Here is a 16,439-nt window from a genome sequence, read left to right as displayed (position 1 = left end):
CGATCCTGGAGCGCACCGGCTCCGCATTGATTGCGGCACACGAAGCCGACTGCCCCTATATCAAAGGGCTTGTCGAAGGCCAAAGGGCTGGGGATGGAGCAAGGGAATGGCCTCAAGGGGAAAGGCCCTACCCGAAAAGGCCAAAAGGCTCCTCCGGCCAGCCCATCACCAGGATGTCGCCATGCTTTCGCTGTTCCAGCGCAAACGGGTGCCGCTGGCCACCGCCGCCGCGCCACCTCCTGCCGAGCCTGCCAAAGGGCTGACGCCACCGCAGTCGGCCGCAGCGCTGCTGGCGGAGCCGCGCCGGCAGCGGCTGCTGGAACACATCTGGCAGCGCACCTCGCTGTCGCGTCGGCAGTTCCGCTCGCTGTACCTCGCGCCGCTGGAGCGCTACGCCGAGCTGGTCCAGCAGTTCCCGGCCTCGGAGGCGTATCACCATGCATGGCCGGGCGGCATGCTGGACCACGGCCTGGAGATCGTGGCCTACGCGCTCAAGCTGAGGCAGTCCCACTTGCTTCCGGCCGGCGCCTCGCCCGAGGCCCAGGCCGCGCAAGCCGAGGCCTGGACCGCCGGGACCGCCTACGCCGCGTTGCTGCACGACATTGGCAAGATCGCGGTCGACCTGCACGTCGAGCAGGCCGATGGCCTGGTCTGGCACCCCTGGCACGGGCCGCTGCGGCAGCCGTACCGCTTTCGTTACCGGACGGATCGCGAGTACCGGCTGCATGGCGCCGCCACGGGACTGCTCTACACCCGTGTGCTCGATGCCGGCATCCTCGACTGGCTGAGCGACTACCAGGACCTGTGGTCGGCGCTGTTGTACGTGCTGGCGGGCCAGTACGAGCATGCCGGTACGCTGGGAGAGCTGGTCGTCAAGGCTGACCAGGCATCGGTGGCCCTGGCGCTCGGCGGTGATCCGGCCAGGGCGATGGCGGCGCCGAAGCATGCGTTGCAGCGCAAGCTGCTGGATGGTCTGCGCTACCTGCTGCGCGAGGAATTCAAGCTAAACCAGCCTGGCGGCCCGTCGGATGGGTGGCTGACCCCGGAGGCACTCTGGCTCGTCAGCAAGACAGTCAGCGACAAGCTGCGCGCACACCTCCTGTCGCAGGGCATCGAAGGCATTCCATCGAACAACACCGCCGTCTTCACGGTGCTCCAGGACCATGGCATCGTGCAGCCCGCCCCGGATGGGAAGGCGATCTGGCGGGCGACAGTCACGAGCGGCACCGGCTGGTCCCACAGCTTTACCTTCCTGCGCCTGTCGCCGGCCTTGATTTGGGAGTCGGGCGAGCGTCCCGCACCGTTCGCCGGCACGGTCACGACGGAAGAGGCCCTCCCTGGCGATGAGGCAGCGCCGCCGGCCTCCGCCGGCATCCCGGCCACCTCACCGCCCCCTGGGGTGGCGGATTCCCTAGCCGGGATCGCGGACCCGGTCTCCGATCTGCTGTCGGTGCTCGATGCGTCCGACGCAGTTACCACCAGTACATCGTCCGCCAGCGCGGAACCCCCATCACCATCCACCGCCGCACCTACGGCAGTGACCCATTTGGCGCCGACCAGTCCTGCCACCATGTCGGCTCCCGCGAAGGCCACGCCGTCCGGGAAAGACTTCATCGCTTGGCTCAAGCAAGGCATCGAGTCGCGCAAGCTCATCATCAACGATGCGAAAGCACTGGTGCATACCGTCGATGGCACGGCGTACCTGGTCAGCCCCGGCGTTTTCCAGCGCTACGTGCAGGAGCATCCGGAGATCCAAGTGCTGGCCCGGCAGGACAATCTGCACGACTGGCAATGGGTGCAGAAGCGCTTCGAGAAGCTGGGGCTGCACCGCAAACAAGACAGCGGCCTGAACATCTGGACCTGCGAAGTCACCGGGCCGCGCAAGTCGCGGCGGTTGCACGGCTATCTGTTGGCGGCGCCTTCGGCATTGTTCGCGGAAGTCCCGCCGGACAACCCCTACCTGTCCCTGACGCGGAGCTAGCAGCACGAAAGGCGCCAGCGCGCCTCATGGTGATCGGCGACACAGCGCACGCAGCACGCTTGCCAGCTTCTTGACAGCGATCTCCAGTTCATGGGGTGCATGGGCAGCAAATCCCATGAGGAAACCAGCCCCATCCCTGCCCGATGCATGGCGGCGCGATGCATGCAGCGCGGTCAGCCCCAGCAGGTCGATGCCGACCCGCCGTGCCGATTCCACCGCCTCGCGCTCGGGAATGTCGCGGATGAACACGCAAGGCATCTGCATCCCGCCAGCGGGCACCCTGGGCTCCACGAAGTCGGCCAGGTGCTGGCGCACCAGCTGCGCCAGCACATCGCGGCGTTCCGCATAGACGGCCCGCATGGTTCGCACATGGGCTCCGAAATGCCCACCCTCGATGAAGCGAGCCAGGGTGAGCTGCGGGATCGGTGCGCTGTGCCCATCCAGCAGGGTGCGGGCCACGGTCATGGGCGACACCAGAGCCTCCGGCAGCACCATGTAGCCGATGCGCAGGCCGGGGAACAGCGACTTGGTGAAGGTGCCGATGTAGATCGTGCGGCCGTGGGGGTCGAGCCCCTGTACGCATGCGGTGGGCTTGCCTTCGTAGTGGAATTCGCTGTCGTAGTCGTCCTCGATGATCCAAGCCTGGTGCTGGCGGGCCCATTCGATGACGGCCAGGCGCCGGTCCAACGCCAGCGTAGCCCCGGTTGGGAACTGGTGCGAGGGCGTCAGGAACACCGCCCGGGCGGTATTGCAAGGGGTCTGCGCCTTTGCCAGCAGGTGCGCTATCTGCATGCCTTGGTCATCCATCGGCACGGGCACGCAATCCAACCCGGCGGCGTCAAATGCCTTGCGCGCCCCGTGGTACACGGGGTCTTCGATGAAGATGCGCTCGCCAGCATCGAGCAGCACGGTGGCGCACAGGGTCATGGCCTGTTGGGAACTGGTCAGCACCAGCACGCGCTCGGGTGTGGCCTGCGCGCCTCGTTCGAGGTTGACGTAGGCGGCAATGGCGCGTCGCAACGGCTCCATGCCCTGCGGTGGGCTGTGCAGCAGCGCCAGGGTGCCGTACTCCTTCAACACCTGCCGCTGCAAGCGCTCCCAGGTTGGCAGCGGAAAGCTGCGCGTCTCCGGCACGCCGGGCGCGAAGGGGCGCGACATCAGGAAGTCGCGCACGCCGCCGCCCTGGAGCATGGCATCGCCGCGCCGGCTCAGGCGCAGGGGTGCCTTGCGATCCACGCTCGTGCGCCGTGGTCTGCCGCGCCCGGGCAGCCACCGGGCCTGCTCGGACACGAAGCTGCCACTGCCGACCCGCCGCTCAATGAAACCTTCGGCGTGCAACTGGCCATAGGCCGACTCCACCGTGTCGCGGGACACCCCCAGCGACTTCGCCAACGCGCGCGACGCGGGCAGGGGGCGGCCTGCATCGAGCGCGCCATCCAGGATCAACTGGCGAATGGCCCGCTGTACCCGTGCATGCAGGGGCAAGGCGCCGTGCGCGGGGTCGCCGAGCCAGGCTTTGACGGATTCAAGTTGGGCATGTCTGAACAATTGGCAGGTACTTCATCTGAAAATTGGTGGGGAACATCATGCCATTAAAAGTCTATCGTCTCATGGTCTTTTCGTCCCCATGCCAGGAACCCACTTCAGATGATGCCGTCGGACCCTTCAGCTTCGCCCGTTCGTTGGAACGATCTCACCCATCCCGTCATGGCCGGACTGATTTCGGTCATCGTCAACTATGGCGGCACTTTCATCCTGGTGTTCCAGGCAGCCAAGGTCGCGGGCCTGAACCCGGAGCTGACGGCCTCGTGGGTGTGGTCGATTTCCATTGGCGTGGGCGTGACAGGCATCATTTTGAGCTGGGTATCCCGCGAACCGCTCATCACCGCCTGGTCCACGCCGGCAGCGGCGTTTCTGGTCACAGCACTGGCAACCACACCTTATGCCGAGGCCGTCGGGGCATACCTGATCTCGGCTGCCGCCTTTGTGCTGCTGGGCCTGTCGGGTTGGTTCGAGCGCGTTATCCGTTTGATACCGCCAGGCGTGGCTGCCGGGCTGCTGGCCGTCATCCTGCTGCAATTCGGCACTGGCGCCTTCGGCGGCTTGAGCGTCGATCCGCTGCTGGCGGGACTGCTGATCGCCGCCTATCTGGTGTTCAAGCGCTTTTCCGCGCGCTATGCGGTGGTGGGCATCCTGGTGCTGGGATTGGTATTCCTGCTGGCGCAGGGCCGCGTCGATCTGTCGGGACTGAGCCTGAAACTGGCCGCGCCGGTGTTCACCATGCCCGCGTTCTCGCTCAACGCCTTGTTGAGCGTGGCGTTGCCGCTGTTCCTCATTACCCTGACCGGGCAGTACATGCCGGGCATGCTGGTATTGCGCAATGACGGCTTCAAGACCAGCGCCAACCCCATCGTGACCATCACGGGCCTGGGTTCGCTGCTGATGGCGCCGTTCGGTTCGCACGCCTTCAACATCGCGGCGATCACCGCCGCCATCTGCACGGGCCGGGAGGCACACGAAGACCCGTCCAAGCGTTGGATCGCGGGGATGGCCGCTGGGGTGTTCTACGTTCTGATCGGCGTGTTCGGGGTGACGCTGGCCGCGGTCTTCATGGCCTTCCCGGCGACCTTCATCACCACGCTGGCGGGCCTGGCCCTGCTGGGGACGATCGGCGGCAGCCTAGCCACCGCCATGTCCGATGCCAAGACCCGGGAAGCCTCACTGATCACGTTTCTGGCGGCCGCCGCCAACATCACCTTGCTGGGCATTGGCGGGGCGTTCTGGGGGTTGGTGCTAGGGCTGGCGGCGCATGCTGTGCTCAACGGGCGGGTGCTGCTGCGGGTACGTACATCGGTCATTACGCCTACGCCTGCAAACGAGAGGGTGAAGTGATGACCGAGGCTTTCAACACACGGACTGACGGTTACGCCAACCGTGCCGAATTCGAGGAATCTCCCATGCAGACGACCGCCCCTCACCTGATGCGCGCCTACGCCCGCCAACCTGTCTCATTCGTGCGCGGTAACGGCGCGCGGCTCTGGGACGAGCAGGGCGTGGAGTACCTAGATGCCATTGCCGGTGTCGCGGTTACCAGCCTGGGTCATGCCCACCCGGAAATCGCGGCCGTCATCGCCGAACAGGCCGGGGCGCTGCTGCACACTTCCAACGTGTTCCGCATCGACTGGCAGGAGCAGTTGGGGGAACGCCTGTGTGCGCTGACCGGGATGGAAAGCGCCTTCTTCTGCAACTCGGGTGCGGAAGCCAACGAAACCGCCCTCAAGCTGGCCAGGCTGCATGCCCATCGCAGGCAGGTGGCACGACCGCAGATCCTAGTCATGGGCAACGCCTTCCATGGCCGCACGCTGGCCACGCTCGCCGCCACGGACAACGCGGCCAACCAGCAGGGTTTCGGGCCGTTGCTGCCTGGCTTTCTGCGTGCTCCCTACGGTGATATCAGCGCGGTACGCCAGGCGGCAGAACAATCCCCGGACATCGTGGCGGTGTTGATCGAATCTGTACAGGGCGAGGGTGGCATTCGGGTGGCCAGTGCCGAATACTTGCGCGAACTGCGCGCTTTGTGCGACCAGAGGGACTGGTTGCTGATGCTCGACGAGATCCAGGCCGGCATGGGGCGCACCGGCGCGTGGTTCGGATACGCGCACGCGGGCATCTCACCGGATGTGGTGACCCTGGCGAAAGCGCTGGGCAATGGCTTTCCCATCGGCGCGTGCCTGGCGCGCGGTATTGCGGCAGACCTGTTCTCGCCGGGCCAGCACGGCTCGACCTTCGGCGGCAATCCGCTGGCTTGCCGGGTGGCCTGCACCGTCCTCGACATCATGGCCCGTGACAGGATGCCCGAGCGCGCCATGGTGCTGGGCGCTCGCTTGCTGGTGGGCCTGCGCAAGGCGCTGGCAGGTCACCCGCACGTCCTCGCCATTCGCGGCCTGGGACTGATGGTGGGTATCGAACTGGACCGGCCCTGCAAGGAACTAGTTGGGCGCGCGCTGGCTGAGCAGCGCCTGCTCATCACCGTGACCCGAGACACCGTGATCAGGCTATTGCCACCATTCGTTTGCGACGAGCGTCAGATTGACGACATCGTGGTGCGTGTAGCGCGCCTGCTTTCATCGGACCTGGTTGATTGCGAGGTTTGGTCTGTTCCGGCTCAGCCGATGGACATCACCGTATGACGTCCAACCCCAACCGCTATCCGCCCGACCAGGACGCACACCATGTATGACACTTCTGTTGCCCTCGCCGATTTCGACCCGGAACTTGCCCTGGCAGTCCACCACGAAGCGCGCCGTCAGGAGGATCATGTCGAACTGATCGCCTCCGAGAACTACGCGAGCCCTTTGGTGATGGCCATCCAGAATTCGGTGTTCACCAACAAGTACGCCGAGGGTTACCCAGGCAAGCGCTACTACAGCGGCTGCGAGCATGTGGACGTGGCCGAACGCTTAGCCATCGAGCGGCTCAAGGTGCTATTCGACTGTGATTGGGCCAACGTCCAGCCCCATGCCGGCGCCCAGGCCAACGCAGCCGTGTTTCTGGCGCTGGCCAATCCCGGCGATACCGTGATGGGCATGAACTTGGCTCAGGGTGGCCACCTGACCCACGGTAACCCATCCAACTTCTCCGGCCGCCATTACAAGATCGTGCCTTATGGACTCGACCCCCAAACCGGGCTGATTGACTACGACGAGATGGAGCGCATCGCGATGCAGGCACGGCCGAAACTGCTGATCGGCGGCTTCTCCGCCTATTCGCGGCACAAGGACTGGGCACGCATGCGCGCCATCGCCGACAGGGCGGGTGCCATCTTCTGGGTGGACATGGCCCATGTCGCCGGCCTGGTGGCGGCAGGCGAGTATCCTGACCCGTTGCCCCACGCTCACGTGGTCACCAGCACCACCCATAAGACCCTGCGCGGCCCGCGTGGCGGTATCATTCTCTCGAAAGGGCAGGACGAGGGCCTTTACAGAAAGCTCGACTCCGCCGTATTCCCCGGCGTCCAGGGCGGGCCGCTGATGCATGTTATCGCCGCCAAGGCGGTGGCGTTCAAGGAGGCGCTGCAACCTGCATTCAAGGCCTACCAGCGCCAGGTGGTGGCGAACGCTCGCGCCATGGCCGCGGTGATCCAGCAGCGCGGCCACAAAATCGTTTCGGGCGGTACCGACAATCACCTGATGCTGATCGACCTGTCCGCCAGGCCCTACACCGGTAAGGATGCGGACGCGGCGCTGGCCGATGCCTGGATCACCACCAACAAGAACAGCGTGCCGGGCGACCCGCGTTCGCCGTTTGTGACCTCTGGCGTGCGCATCGGCACGCCCGCCGTGACCACGCGCGGCTTCGGCGTGGCCGAGTGCGAGCAACTGGCCGGCTGGTTGTGCGACGTGCTGGATGCATTGGAAACCGGTGGTGTTGGATTAATGGCCGTGCGGGATCGAGTAAGACAGCAGGTGGCGGATCTGTGCCGTCGCCATCCCGTCTATCGATAGGTAATCACTGACGGCAATGCGGCGCCTGCGTACTACCTCGTTGTAGGCGAGAGACGCAACGCCGACCTAGACAGCGTCTTCCTGTTTTTCGGACAGTTGCGCCTCGGTCGCAGCCATCAGTGCCGCGGCCGAGCAACCCAGCCCCTTCGCGATCCGCAGGATCAACACTAGCGTGGGCATGTGCTCGCCGCGCTCGATCTTGCCCATGTGCGATCGCGCGATACCCGCCTGTTCCGCCAGCACCTCCTGCGCCAGCGCCTTCGCGGACCGTGCCTCGCGCACGGCAACGCCGAAAGCGCGCGCTGGCTCGCTTTCATAGGTTCTTGTTCCCGCAGGTCTCCCGCGTTGCACTGATCGCTTCTGCATCAACAGAAGCGTCACGTTTCACGCGAATTTAAACCACGTTAAACTTATCTCATTGACCGATGGCACGCGGTTTTTTCCAGTGTCGGCGTTGTGCGGGTGACACGATGATCGCTTCCGATCCTTTGAACATTGCCCTGTCGGACTGCCTGGCCTATCCCAGGTTGTCGGTACCGATGGCGGTACACCGTCGGCGCTATCCGGACGACCCGATTCGTCTTCACGAAGAGCGCTTGGAGGATCAGCATCGAGGACTGCTCGCGGGGGCTTTCGAGGCAGGCCTCTGCCAATCGCCCGCAGCCCCTGAAGGCATCGATGTCCGACCCGTCTGGCGCGATGCGCTGGCATTGGCCGTGTCGGCCCATCACCCCTTGCTGGCCTTTGCGTCAGTGTCCCTGGAGCAGGCGGCCGACCACCATTGGATCGCCCTGGATGGGCGCGACTGTGTCGGCTACTGTGGGCAAATCGACTCACTGCTGACGGCAGCCGGCGTCGTCCCCTCGGCCGTCACGACGGCCACATCGTTCGGGTTGATGATGACCTTGGTGGCCGCCGGCTACGGTGTCTGCTTGGCACCCGCCACCCGCATTGAGGGCCATCGTTCCCTTGGCGTTGTCCAGCGTCCCTTGCAAGAGGGCGCGCTGACGCTCACCACGTACTTCCTGAGCCGTCGAGATACGGGCAGCGCCCGCCTGGAGCCGTTCTTCCACGCGCTCCAGGCAAGCGCCTGACCGAACTTCGGCGCGCCCCTGGCTTGATCAGTCTCCGGGCGCCACTTCGGCGGCATCGGCAGCGACGGCTTCGCGCACCAGCCGCTGCACGCTTTGCCGGACCTGCTCAGGGAACTCTGTCGTCACGACTGGCTCGCTCGCCTGCATGCACTGTGCGGCCACCAGCCGCGCGGCAAGGTGCAGGTTCGTTGGGTTGACGGCTTCGATGGCCGGCCGTGTCCCGAGAGCCTCGTACGAGCGCAGGAGTGCGTGGTAGATGTCCCAGGTGTCGACGCCCCGTGGCAGTTGCTTCAGGACAGACTGGACCAGCCTGCGCTTGAGCGGATCGAGCTGCCAGTCTGGCACGCGCTGCCCGCGGTGCCCCATGTGGATCGACAGCAGGTTGCCGGCCTGGATCTCGTAGGTGATCCAGCGGCGCGACTTGCCCGCGAGCTTGGCGTAGTCCGCCACCGAGAGGTTGTGCGGCGCCTCGAAGGTCTCCAGCACCTGCAGGCGTCCGCGCTGCACCTCCGACAGGCGCGGCCGCGCGTACTCGGGCATGCGCACGGCCGACAGCCGCTGTACCGATGCCGGCGCTTCGGATTGGTTGGACGTCGGCGCGGTCACGATCAGCTGCGGCGCGGTGAGGTCGACCACCGGCGGCTGCACGGCCGCCTGGCCGGCGATGGTCGGCAGGCCCTGGAGCGTGATGGTCAGATGCCGGCTGGCAACCTCGACCTGGTTCTGCTCGAACAGGTCCAGGCGATCAGCCCAGTCCTGCATCATGACGCGGCGTTGCTCGACGTATTCGGCATGGTTGTAGGTCGCGCTGATCTTGTCTGGATCGGCATGCGATAGCTGGGCATCCACCCATTTCTTCGGGTAGCCGAGTTCGTTCAGCGCCGTCGAGATCGTCGCCCGGATGCCATGCCCCGTGAGCTGGTCCTCGTAGCCCATGCGCTTGAGCGCGGCGTTGAGCGTGTTCTCGCTGATCGGGTTCTTCAGGCACCAGTCGCCTGGGATGAGATGGACCTGGGCAGGCTTGCATTGGTCCAACAGGTGGCGAACGATCTCCTGCGCCTGCACCGACAGCGGCACGATGTAGGGCGGGATGTCGATGAGACGCTTGCGCTTCTTCTTGGTCAGCAGCGCGCGCTGCTTGAGCCTGGCCACCGGGATGACCCACAGGCCCCGGTCGAGGTCGAACTGATCGGGCGTGGCGAAGCGAAGCTCGCCGGTGCGCACACCAGTGAGCATCAGCAGCCGGATGCCCAACTGCGTGTTCAGGCGCCCGCGGTACTTGCGCAGTGTCTGCAGCATAACCGGCAGCTCGTGCATGCGCAGGAACGGGTTGTGTTCGACAGGCGGCAACGGCAGCGCGACCACTTCCAGGTCCCTGGACGGGTTATCGCCCATGTTGGGAATCGCCACCGTGGCGTAGGTGAACAACTGGGTGAACCAGGTCCTCAGCTTCTCGGCCACGGACAGCGAGCCGCGCTTCTCCACCTTGCCGATGATGTCCAGCAGGTGCGCGCGGGTGATTTCGTAGATGGTCAGGTGCCGTAGCGAGGGGAACACATCTTTCTTGAAGACGCGCCCGATCTGTTCCAGGCTGGTCTGCCGTCCTTCCTCCAGCGAGAGCCGGCGATGGGCCAGCCATTGCTCGTAGACGGCCATGAAGGTGTGCTCGCCGGCCAGGACGATCGCGTGCCGCTTGCGCTTGCGTTCGCTGTGGGGATTGACGCCCTTGGCGAGCAGCGAGCGGGCTTCATCGCGAAGTGCACGGGCGTCCTTCAGGGAAAGCGCCGGATAGTTGCCTAGGGTGATGCGCTCACGCTTGCCAAACCACGAATAGCGGAAGTGCCAAGCCTTGGTGCCGATGGCGGAAACGTAGAGATAGAGGCCGTCGAAGTCGGCCAGTGCGTATGGCTTGCCGGTGGACTTGGCCTGCCGGGCCATGAGGTCTGAAAGCATGATCCCAACTCCATGAAAGCGAGTTGAGTGCCATGTTTCCCATCGGACCTCGGCTCCTCCAGCAACAATGCGGCAGGGGAAGTTCGCGCATTGTTTGGGCCACTTTTTGTACCAGTTTGGGCCGGCCGTCAGTGGATTTCGCTGGACGTCACTGGAACGGCTTTTCTGGAAAAGCCGAACCGTGACAATGACTTGCAACACTCCATGGACGTCCTTGGAACACCATGGAAAGCTGAAGTGGAGCGGGCGATGGGAATCGAACCCACGTCTTGAGCTTGGGAAGCTCAGGTCCTACCATTGAACGACGCCCGCAAAGTCGGTGGATTCTAGCGCACTGCCGCGTGCTTTCCGGGCAACCGTGCGTTCTGCGCCGGCCGACGTCCAGCCTGTCCTGCCAGCACATGGGTTCGTGGGAATTTCTGGCCATCGGGCAATAGGAGCAAGCGCTGGCAGCTATAAAAAAAGAAGTAAAGTGCTCTCTACTTCTGGATATCGCCCACGCAGAGGTATTTGATCTCCACATAGTCGTCCATGCCGTAGTGGGAGCCCTCGCGCCCCAGGCCCGACTGCTTGACGCCGCCGAAGGGCACATGCTCGGTCGCGAGAATGCCGACGTTCACACCCACCATGCCATATTCCAGCGCCTCGCCCACTCGGAAGATGCGGCCCACGTCGCGGCTATAGAAGTAGCTGGCCAGGCCGAACTCGGTGGCGTTGGCGGCAGCGATGGCTTCCTGCTCGGTCTCGAACCTGAAGACCGGCGCCAGCGGGCCGAAGGTTTCCTCGCGCGCGCACAGCATTCCAGCGGTGGCGTTGGCCAGCACCGTGGGCTCAAAGAACTGGCCCGCGCCCAGTTCCGCCAGGTGCTTTCCGCCCGTCACGACGCTGGCGCCCTTGGCGATGGCGTCGTCCAGGTGGCGCTGTACCTTGTCCACCGCGGCGGGTTCGATCAGCGGGCCCTGGTTCACGCCGTCCTCGAAGCCATTGCCGACCTTCGCGGTTTTTACGCGAGCGGCAAACTTGGCGACGAAGGCGTCGTACACCCCCGCCTGCACGTAGAAGCGGTTGGTGCACACGCAGGTCTGCCCGGCATTGCGGTATTTGCTGGCAAAGGCGCCTTCCACGGCGGAGTCGAGGTCGGCATCGTCGAACACGATGAACGGCGCATTGCCGCCCAGCTCCAGGCTCAGCTTCTTCACCGTGGGCGCGCACTGGGCCATGAGGATGCGCCCGACCTCCGTCGAGCCGGTGAACGACAGGTGGCGCACGACGTCGCTTGCGCACAGCACCTTGCCGATGGCGATGGAGTTCTCCGCATCGGCCGTCAGCACGCTCAGCACGCCTGCGGGAATGCCCGCGCGCAACGCCAGCTCGGCCGCGGCGAGGGCGGTGAGGGGGGTGAGCTCGGCCGGCTTGATGACCACCGGACAGCCCGCCGCGAGCGCCGGCGCCACCTTGCGCGTGATCATCGCCAAGGGGAAGTTCCACGGTGTGATCGCCGCGCACACGCCGATGGGCTGCTTGAGCACCAAAAGGCGGCGGTTGTTGTCGAACTGCGGCAGGGTCTCGCCGTTCACGCGCTTGGCCTCCTCGGCAAACCACTCGACGAAGCTTGCGCCATAGGCCACCTCGCCCTTGGCCTCGGGCAGTGGCTTGCCTTGTTCTGCCGTCATGAGCCGGCCCAGGTCGTCCTGGTGCTGCATGAGCAGGTCAAACCACTGGCGCAGGATGGTGCTGCGCTCCTTGGCGGTCTTGGCCTTCCATGCGGGCCATGCTTCGTTGGCGGCGGCGATGGCCAGCTCGGCTTCCTTGGCCCCCAGGTTGGCCACATCGGCCAACTTCAGGCCCGTGGCCGGGTCGTGCACGGCAAAGCGTGCGCCGCCTGCGAACCACTGGCCTCCCAGCAGGGCGTCGGTCTTGAGCAGGCTCGGATCCTTGAGCAGGGAAAGGGGTGATGTCTTCATGTCCATGGGGTGGCTCCTGGAAGGCCGCGGCGGGCAAGGCAAAGGGGCAGGATAGCGCCGTGCGTGCGCAAGGGTGAAATCTATAATGGCAGGTTGGTCACGACGGGATGCCTTGCGCTGCCATACCCGCCCACGAACCCCATACACACCATGAGCACACCGACTTTCTCCGTTGCAGACATTCGCAAGACCTTCCTGGACTTCTTCGCCGCCAAGGGGCATACCGTGGTGGCGTCCAGTCCGCTGGTGCCGGGCAACGACCCCACGCTGATGTTCACCAACTCGGGCATGGTGCAGTTCAAGGATGTGTTCCTGGGTACGGACAAGCGCCCCTATGTGCGCGCCACATCGGTGCAGACCTGCCTGCGCGCCGGCGGCAAGCACAACGACCTGGAGAACGTGGGCTACACCGCGCGCCACCACACGTTCTTCGAGATGCTGGGCAACTGGAGCTTTGGCGACTACTTCAAGCGCGAGTCGCTCAAGTGGGCCTGGGAGCTGCTGACCGAGGTCTACAAGCTGCCTCCCGAGCGCTTGCTGGCCACGGTCTACGCCGAGGACGACGAGGCCTACGACATCTGGACCAAAGAAATCGGCCTGCCGCCCGAGCGGGTGATCCGCATCGGTGACAACAAGGGCGGCCGCTACAAGAGCGACAACTTCTGGATGATGGCCGACACCGGCCCCTGCGGCCCGTGCTCGGAGATCTTCTACGACCACGGCGAGCACATTGCCGGCGGCCCCCCGGGCAGCCCGGATGAGGACGGCGACCGCTTCATCGAAATCTGGAACAACGTGTTCATGCAGTTCGACATGGACGAGCAAGGCAACGTCAAGCCGCTGCCCGCACCCTGCGTGGACACCGGCATGGGCCTGGAGCGCCTGGCCGCCATCCTGCAGCACGTGCACAGCAACTACGAGATCGACTTGTTCGACGCGCTGATCAAGGCCGCGGCGCGCGAAACAGGCACAAGCGACCTGACCAACCCGTCGCTCAAGGTCATCGCCGACCACATCCGCGCCACCGCCTTCCTGGTCGCCGACGGTGTCATCCCCAGCAACGAGGGCCGCGGCTACGTGCAGCGCCGCATCGTGCGCCGCGCCATTCGCCACGGCTACAAGCTGGGTCGCAAGACGCCGTTCTTCCACAAGCTGGTGCAAGACCTGGTGCAGCAGATGGGCGATGCCTACCCCAAGATCCGCGAGCAACAGGCGCGCATCACGGATGTGCTGCGGGTGGAAGAGGAACGCTTCTTCGAGACCCTGGCGCACGGCATGGAGATTCTGGACAGCGCTTTGGCTGGCGGCGCCAAGACGCTGCCGGGCGACGTGGCGTTCAAGCTGCACGACACCTATGGCTTCCCGCTGGACCTGACGAATGACGTGTGCCGCGAACGGGGCGTCAACGTGGACGAAGCGGGCTTTGCCACCGCCATGGAACACCAGAAGAGCACTGCCCGCGCCGCAGGCAAGTTCAAGATGGACCGCGCGCTGGAATACACCGGCGCGGCCAACCAGTTCACGGGTTACGAGCAACTGGCCGAAAGTGCCAAGATCGTCGCGCTGTACGTGGACGGCACCAGCACCGCAGCCCTGCACGCGGGCCAGAGCGGCGTGGTGGTGCTGGACCGCACGCCGTTCTATGCCGAAAGCGGCGGCCAGGTGGGCGACCAAGGCACCATCGGCGCTGGCTCGGCGTGCTTCACCGTGGCCGACACGCAGAAAATCAAGGCCGACGTCTACGGCCACCACGGCATCCTGGAAGCCGGCACGCTGAATGTGGGCGACACGGTGCAGGCGCAGGTGGACCTGCAACTGCGCGCGGCCACCATGCGCAACCACTCGGTCACCCACCTCATGCACAAGGCGCTGCGCGAGGTGCTGGGCGACCATGTGCAGCAAAAGGGCAGCCTGGTGAACGCCGAGCGCACGCGCTTTGACTTCGCGCACAACGCGCCGCTGACGGCCGCGCAGATTCGCGAGATCGAACGCCTGGTGAATGCCGAGGTGCTGGCCAATACCGACACCAACGCGCGCCTGATGGACATCGAAAGCGCGCAGAAAACGGGCGCCATGATGCTGTTCGGCGAGAAGTACGGCGAGACCGTGCGTGTGCTGGACATCGGCACCAGCCGCGAGCTGTGCGGCGGCACGCACGTGCGCCGCACGGGCGACATCGGCCTGTTCAAGGTGGTGGCTGAGGGCGGCGTGGCCGCGGGCGTGCGCCGCATCGAGGCGGTGACCGGCGAGAACGCGCTGGCCTACCTGCAGTCGCTGGAGTCCACGGTGGACCAGGCTGCAGCCGCCCTGAAGGCGCCCCCCGCGGAGCTGACCGCCCGCATTGGCGGTGCGCTCGATCAGATCAAGACGCTCGAGAAGGAACTGGCTGCACTCAAGGGCAAGCTGGCTTCCAGCCAGGGCGACGAGCTGGCCGGCCAGGCCGTGGACGTCAAGGGCATCAAGGTGCTGGCGGCCCGGCTGGAAGGCGCGGACGCCAAGACCCTGCGCGAGACCATGGACAAGCTCAAGGACAAGCTCAAGACGGCGGCCATCGTGCTGGCGGCCGTCGATGGCGACAAGGTGCAGCTGGCGGCTGGCGTGACGGCCGACAGCATCGGCCGTGTCAAGGCCGGGGATCTGGTGAACTTCGTGGCGGCCCAAGTGGGTGGCAAAGGGGGCGGAAAACCCGACATGGCCATGGCCGGCGGCACCAACGCGGCGGCGCTGCCGCAGGCGCTGGCAGCCGTGCAGGGCTGGGTGGGCGAGCGCATCTGACGGCGGCCTGGGCCCCCAGACGGGGGCCGGGCGCAATTGCGGACATGTTGCACCCGCGTGGGCGGTGGTGGCCTGCGCCGCGGTTACACCTGACCCACGGGGCTAGGCAAAAGACGGCAGGCGCAGCACCGTCTGCCGGCAAATGGGCTAGAACAGCTCCACTTCGTCGTGCGCCACCTTGATCTGCAAGGCGCCACTGTTGACCAGATCTTCATAGAAGCAGACCTGGTTGCGTCCATGTTCCTTGGCATAGTAGAGCGCCTGGTCCGCGCGCCCCAGGATCTCCACCGGCGAGCCCTGTTGCGTGGCCGCGAAGCCGATGCTCACGGTGATGTGTCCGATCTGCGGGAACACATGCGTCTGCACGGCCGCGCGCAACCGCTCCAGCGCCTGGCGCGCCTGCGCCAGCGTGAGGGAACGCAGCAGCACCACGAACTCCTCTCCGCCGAAGCGGAAGATGCTGTCCTGGCTCTGGAACAGGGTGCGCAGGCGGTTGGCCACCAGGATCAGCACCTCATCGCCATAGAGGTGTCCAAAGCGGTCATTGACCGACTTGAAATGGTCGATGTCGATCACCGCCAGCCATTGGCGCACAGTGTCTTCGCCCTCGCCTGGGCTGGCGGGTGCGCCGGTCTGTCGTGAGAACTGCTCCTCGAAGGTCTTGCGGTTCAGCAGCCCGGTGAGCGCGTCCCGCTCGCTGTAATCCAGCAGGCTCTGGTAGTTTTGGTAGACCAGAAACACGCCCATGATCACGTCGCGCTGGTGCCGCGTGAAGCGGCGGGACTGGGTGATTTCCAGGCACGCCGTGGGGCGCCCGCCCAGCCACATGGGCAGCCAGAGCGTGTGGCGCTGCTCGGAGGCACGCGCGGCGCTCTCGCCCTGGGTGGCGATGCAGTGGGCCAGTTCAGGCTCTTGCGCCAGCGGAATGCGCTGGGGATCTGAAGCAGCGTCGTACTCACTGGAGACTAACTGCCCTTCGTGGCTCCAGCTGCGCGGGCGCAGCATCAGGACTTCGTCCTGCGTGAACAGCTCCAGCGCCCGCACCTGCACGATATGGCCCAGCTTGAGCAGCGTGGACAGCACCGAGACCTCCAGGCGCAAGTGGTCCCGGTGGGCGGTCATTTCGGCCAGGTTCTGGAGGATGGGCTTCATCGGGAAACGGGAATAG

11 protein-coding genes and 1 tRNA gene are annotated in these 16,439 nt (G+C 65.4%); 6 read left to right on the top strand and 6 right to left on the bottom strand.

Annotation, left to right across the window (positions count from 1 at the left end; genetic code table 11):
- The first annotated feature begins 181 nt into the window (after positions 1–181).
- Entirely contained in the window at positions 182–1,981 is a 1,800-nt protein-coding gene (gene mobH, locus PCQ86_RS11485; protein WP_270173784.1) for a MobH family relaxase, read from the top strand.
- Positions 1,982–2,005: 24 nt separating this feature from the next.
- Here the strand turns inward: mobH and pdxR are convergent, their stop codons facing one another.
- A complete protein-coding gene (gene pdxR, locus PCQ86_RS11480; RefSeq protein WP_209210424.1) occupies positions 2,006–3,529 on the bottom strand; it encodes a MocR-like pyridoxine biosynthesis transcription factor PdxR in 1,524 nt (507 codons plus the stop codon).
- Between the two features lie 102 nt (positions 3,530–3,631).
- On the opposite strand from pdxR, the gene PCQ86_RS11475 reads away from it, so the two are divergent.
- The 3 genes from PCQ86_RS11475 to glyA all read left to right on the top strand — a co-directional run bounded on the left by PCQ86_RS11475 (position 3,632) and on the right by glyA (position 7,485).
- Positions 3,632–4,873, top strand: a complete 1,242-nt coding sequence (locus tag PCQ86_RS11475; RefSeq protein ID WP_270175442.1) for a benzoate/H(+) symporter BenE family transporter — start codon at positions 3,632–3,634, stop codon at positions 4,871–4,873.
- A 65-nt stretch (positions 4,874–4,938) separates the two neighbouring features.
- A complete protein-coding gene (locus tag PCQ86_RS11470) occupies positions 4,939–6,171 on the top strand; it encodes an aspartate aminotransferase family protein (RefSeq protein ID WP_039748486.1) in 1,233 nt (410 codons plus the stop codon).
- A gap of 42 nt (positions 6,172–6,213) precedes the next feature.
- Positions 6,214–7,485, top strand: coding sequence for a serine hydroxymethyltransferase (gene glyA / locus PCQ86_RS11465; protein ID WP_150084247.1), 1,272 nt, complete (start codon positions 6,214–6,216; stop codon positions 7,483–7,485).
- 66 nt (positions 7,486–7,551) lie between these two features.
- Here the strand turns inward: glyA and PCQ86_RS11460 are convergent, their stop codons facing one another.
- Complete coding sequence (locus PCQ86_RS11460) at positions 7,552–7,851, bottom strand: helix-turn-helix domain-containing protein (RefSeq protein WP_024889555.1); 300 nt, start codon at positions 7,849–7,851, stop codon at positions 7,552–7,554.
- A 104-nt stretch (positions 7,852–7,955) separates the two neighbouring features.
- Here PCQ86_RS11460 and PCQ86_RS11455 point away from each other — a divergent pair, with 104 nt between their 5' ends.
- Positions 7,956–8,579: a LysR family substrate-binding domain-containing protein gene (locus PCQ86_RS11455; protein ID WP_270173783.1), complete on the top strand. Its 624-nt coding sequence runs from the start codon at positions 7,956–7,958 to the stop codon at positions 8,577–8,579.
- A gap of 27 nt (positions 8,580–8,606) precedes the next feature.
- Here the strand turns inward: PCQ86_RS11455 and PCQ86_RS11450 are convergent, their stop codons facing one another.
- From PCQ86_RS11450 to PCQ86_RS11440, 3 genes are all read right to left on the bottom strand, one after another.
- Positions 8,607–10,532, bottom strand: coding sequence for a tyrosine-type recombinase/integrase (locus tag PCQ86_RS11450; protein WP_270173782.1), 1,926 nt, complete (start codon positions 10,530–10,532; stop codon positions 8,607–8,609).
- A gap of 238 nt (positions 10,533–10,770) precedes the next feature.
- Positions 10,771–10,844: transfer RNA gene (locus PCQ86_RS11445), tRNA-Gly, on the bottom strand.
- Between the two features lie 167 nt (positions 10,845–11,011).
- Positions 11,012–12,502: an NAD-dependent succinate-semialdehyde dehydrogenase gene (locus PCQ86_RS11440; protein ID WP_047349547.1), complete on the bottom strand. Its 1,491-nt coding sequence runs from the start codon at positions 12,500–12,502 to the stop codon at positions 11,012–11,014.
- Between the two features lie 144 nt (positions 12,503–12,646).
- Between PCQ86_RS11440 and alaS the strand changes: the two genes are divergently transcribed.
- On the top strand, positions 12,647–15,271 hold the full coding sequence (gene alaS / locus PCQ86_RS11435) for an alanine--tRNA ligase (protein WP_047349548.1): 2,625 nt from the start codon (positions 12,647–12,649) through the stop codon (positions 15,269–15,271).
- Between the two features lie 147 nt (positions 15,272–15,418).
- Here alaS and PCQ86_RS11430 read toward each other — a convergent pair whose 3' ends face one another.
- Positions 15,419–16,423, bottom strand: a complete 1,005-nt coding sequence (locus PCQ86_RS11430; protein WP_047349549.1) for a GGDEF domain-containing protein — start codon at positions 16,421–16,423, stop codon at positions 15,419–15,421.
- Positions 16,424–16,439: the final 16 nt, after the last annotated feature.

Origin of the sequence: Diaphorobacter sp. ED-3 (genome assembly GCF_027625375.1) — a bacterium.
Classification (GTDB): Bacteria; Pseudomonadota; Gammaproteobacteria; order Burkholderiales; family Burkholderiaceae_C; genus Diaphorobacter; species Diaphorobacter nitroreducens.
Note: the sequence above shows the minus strand (reverse complement) of the source record. Positions and strands in the feature narration are given on the sequence as shown.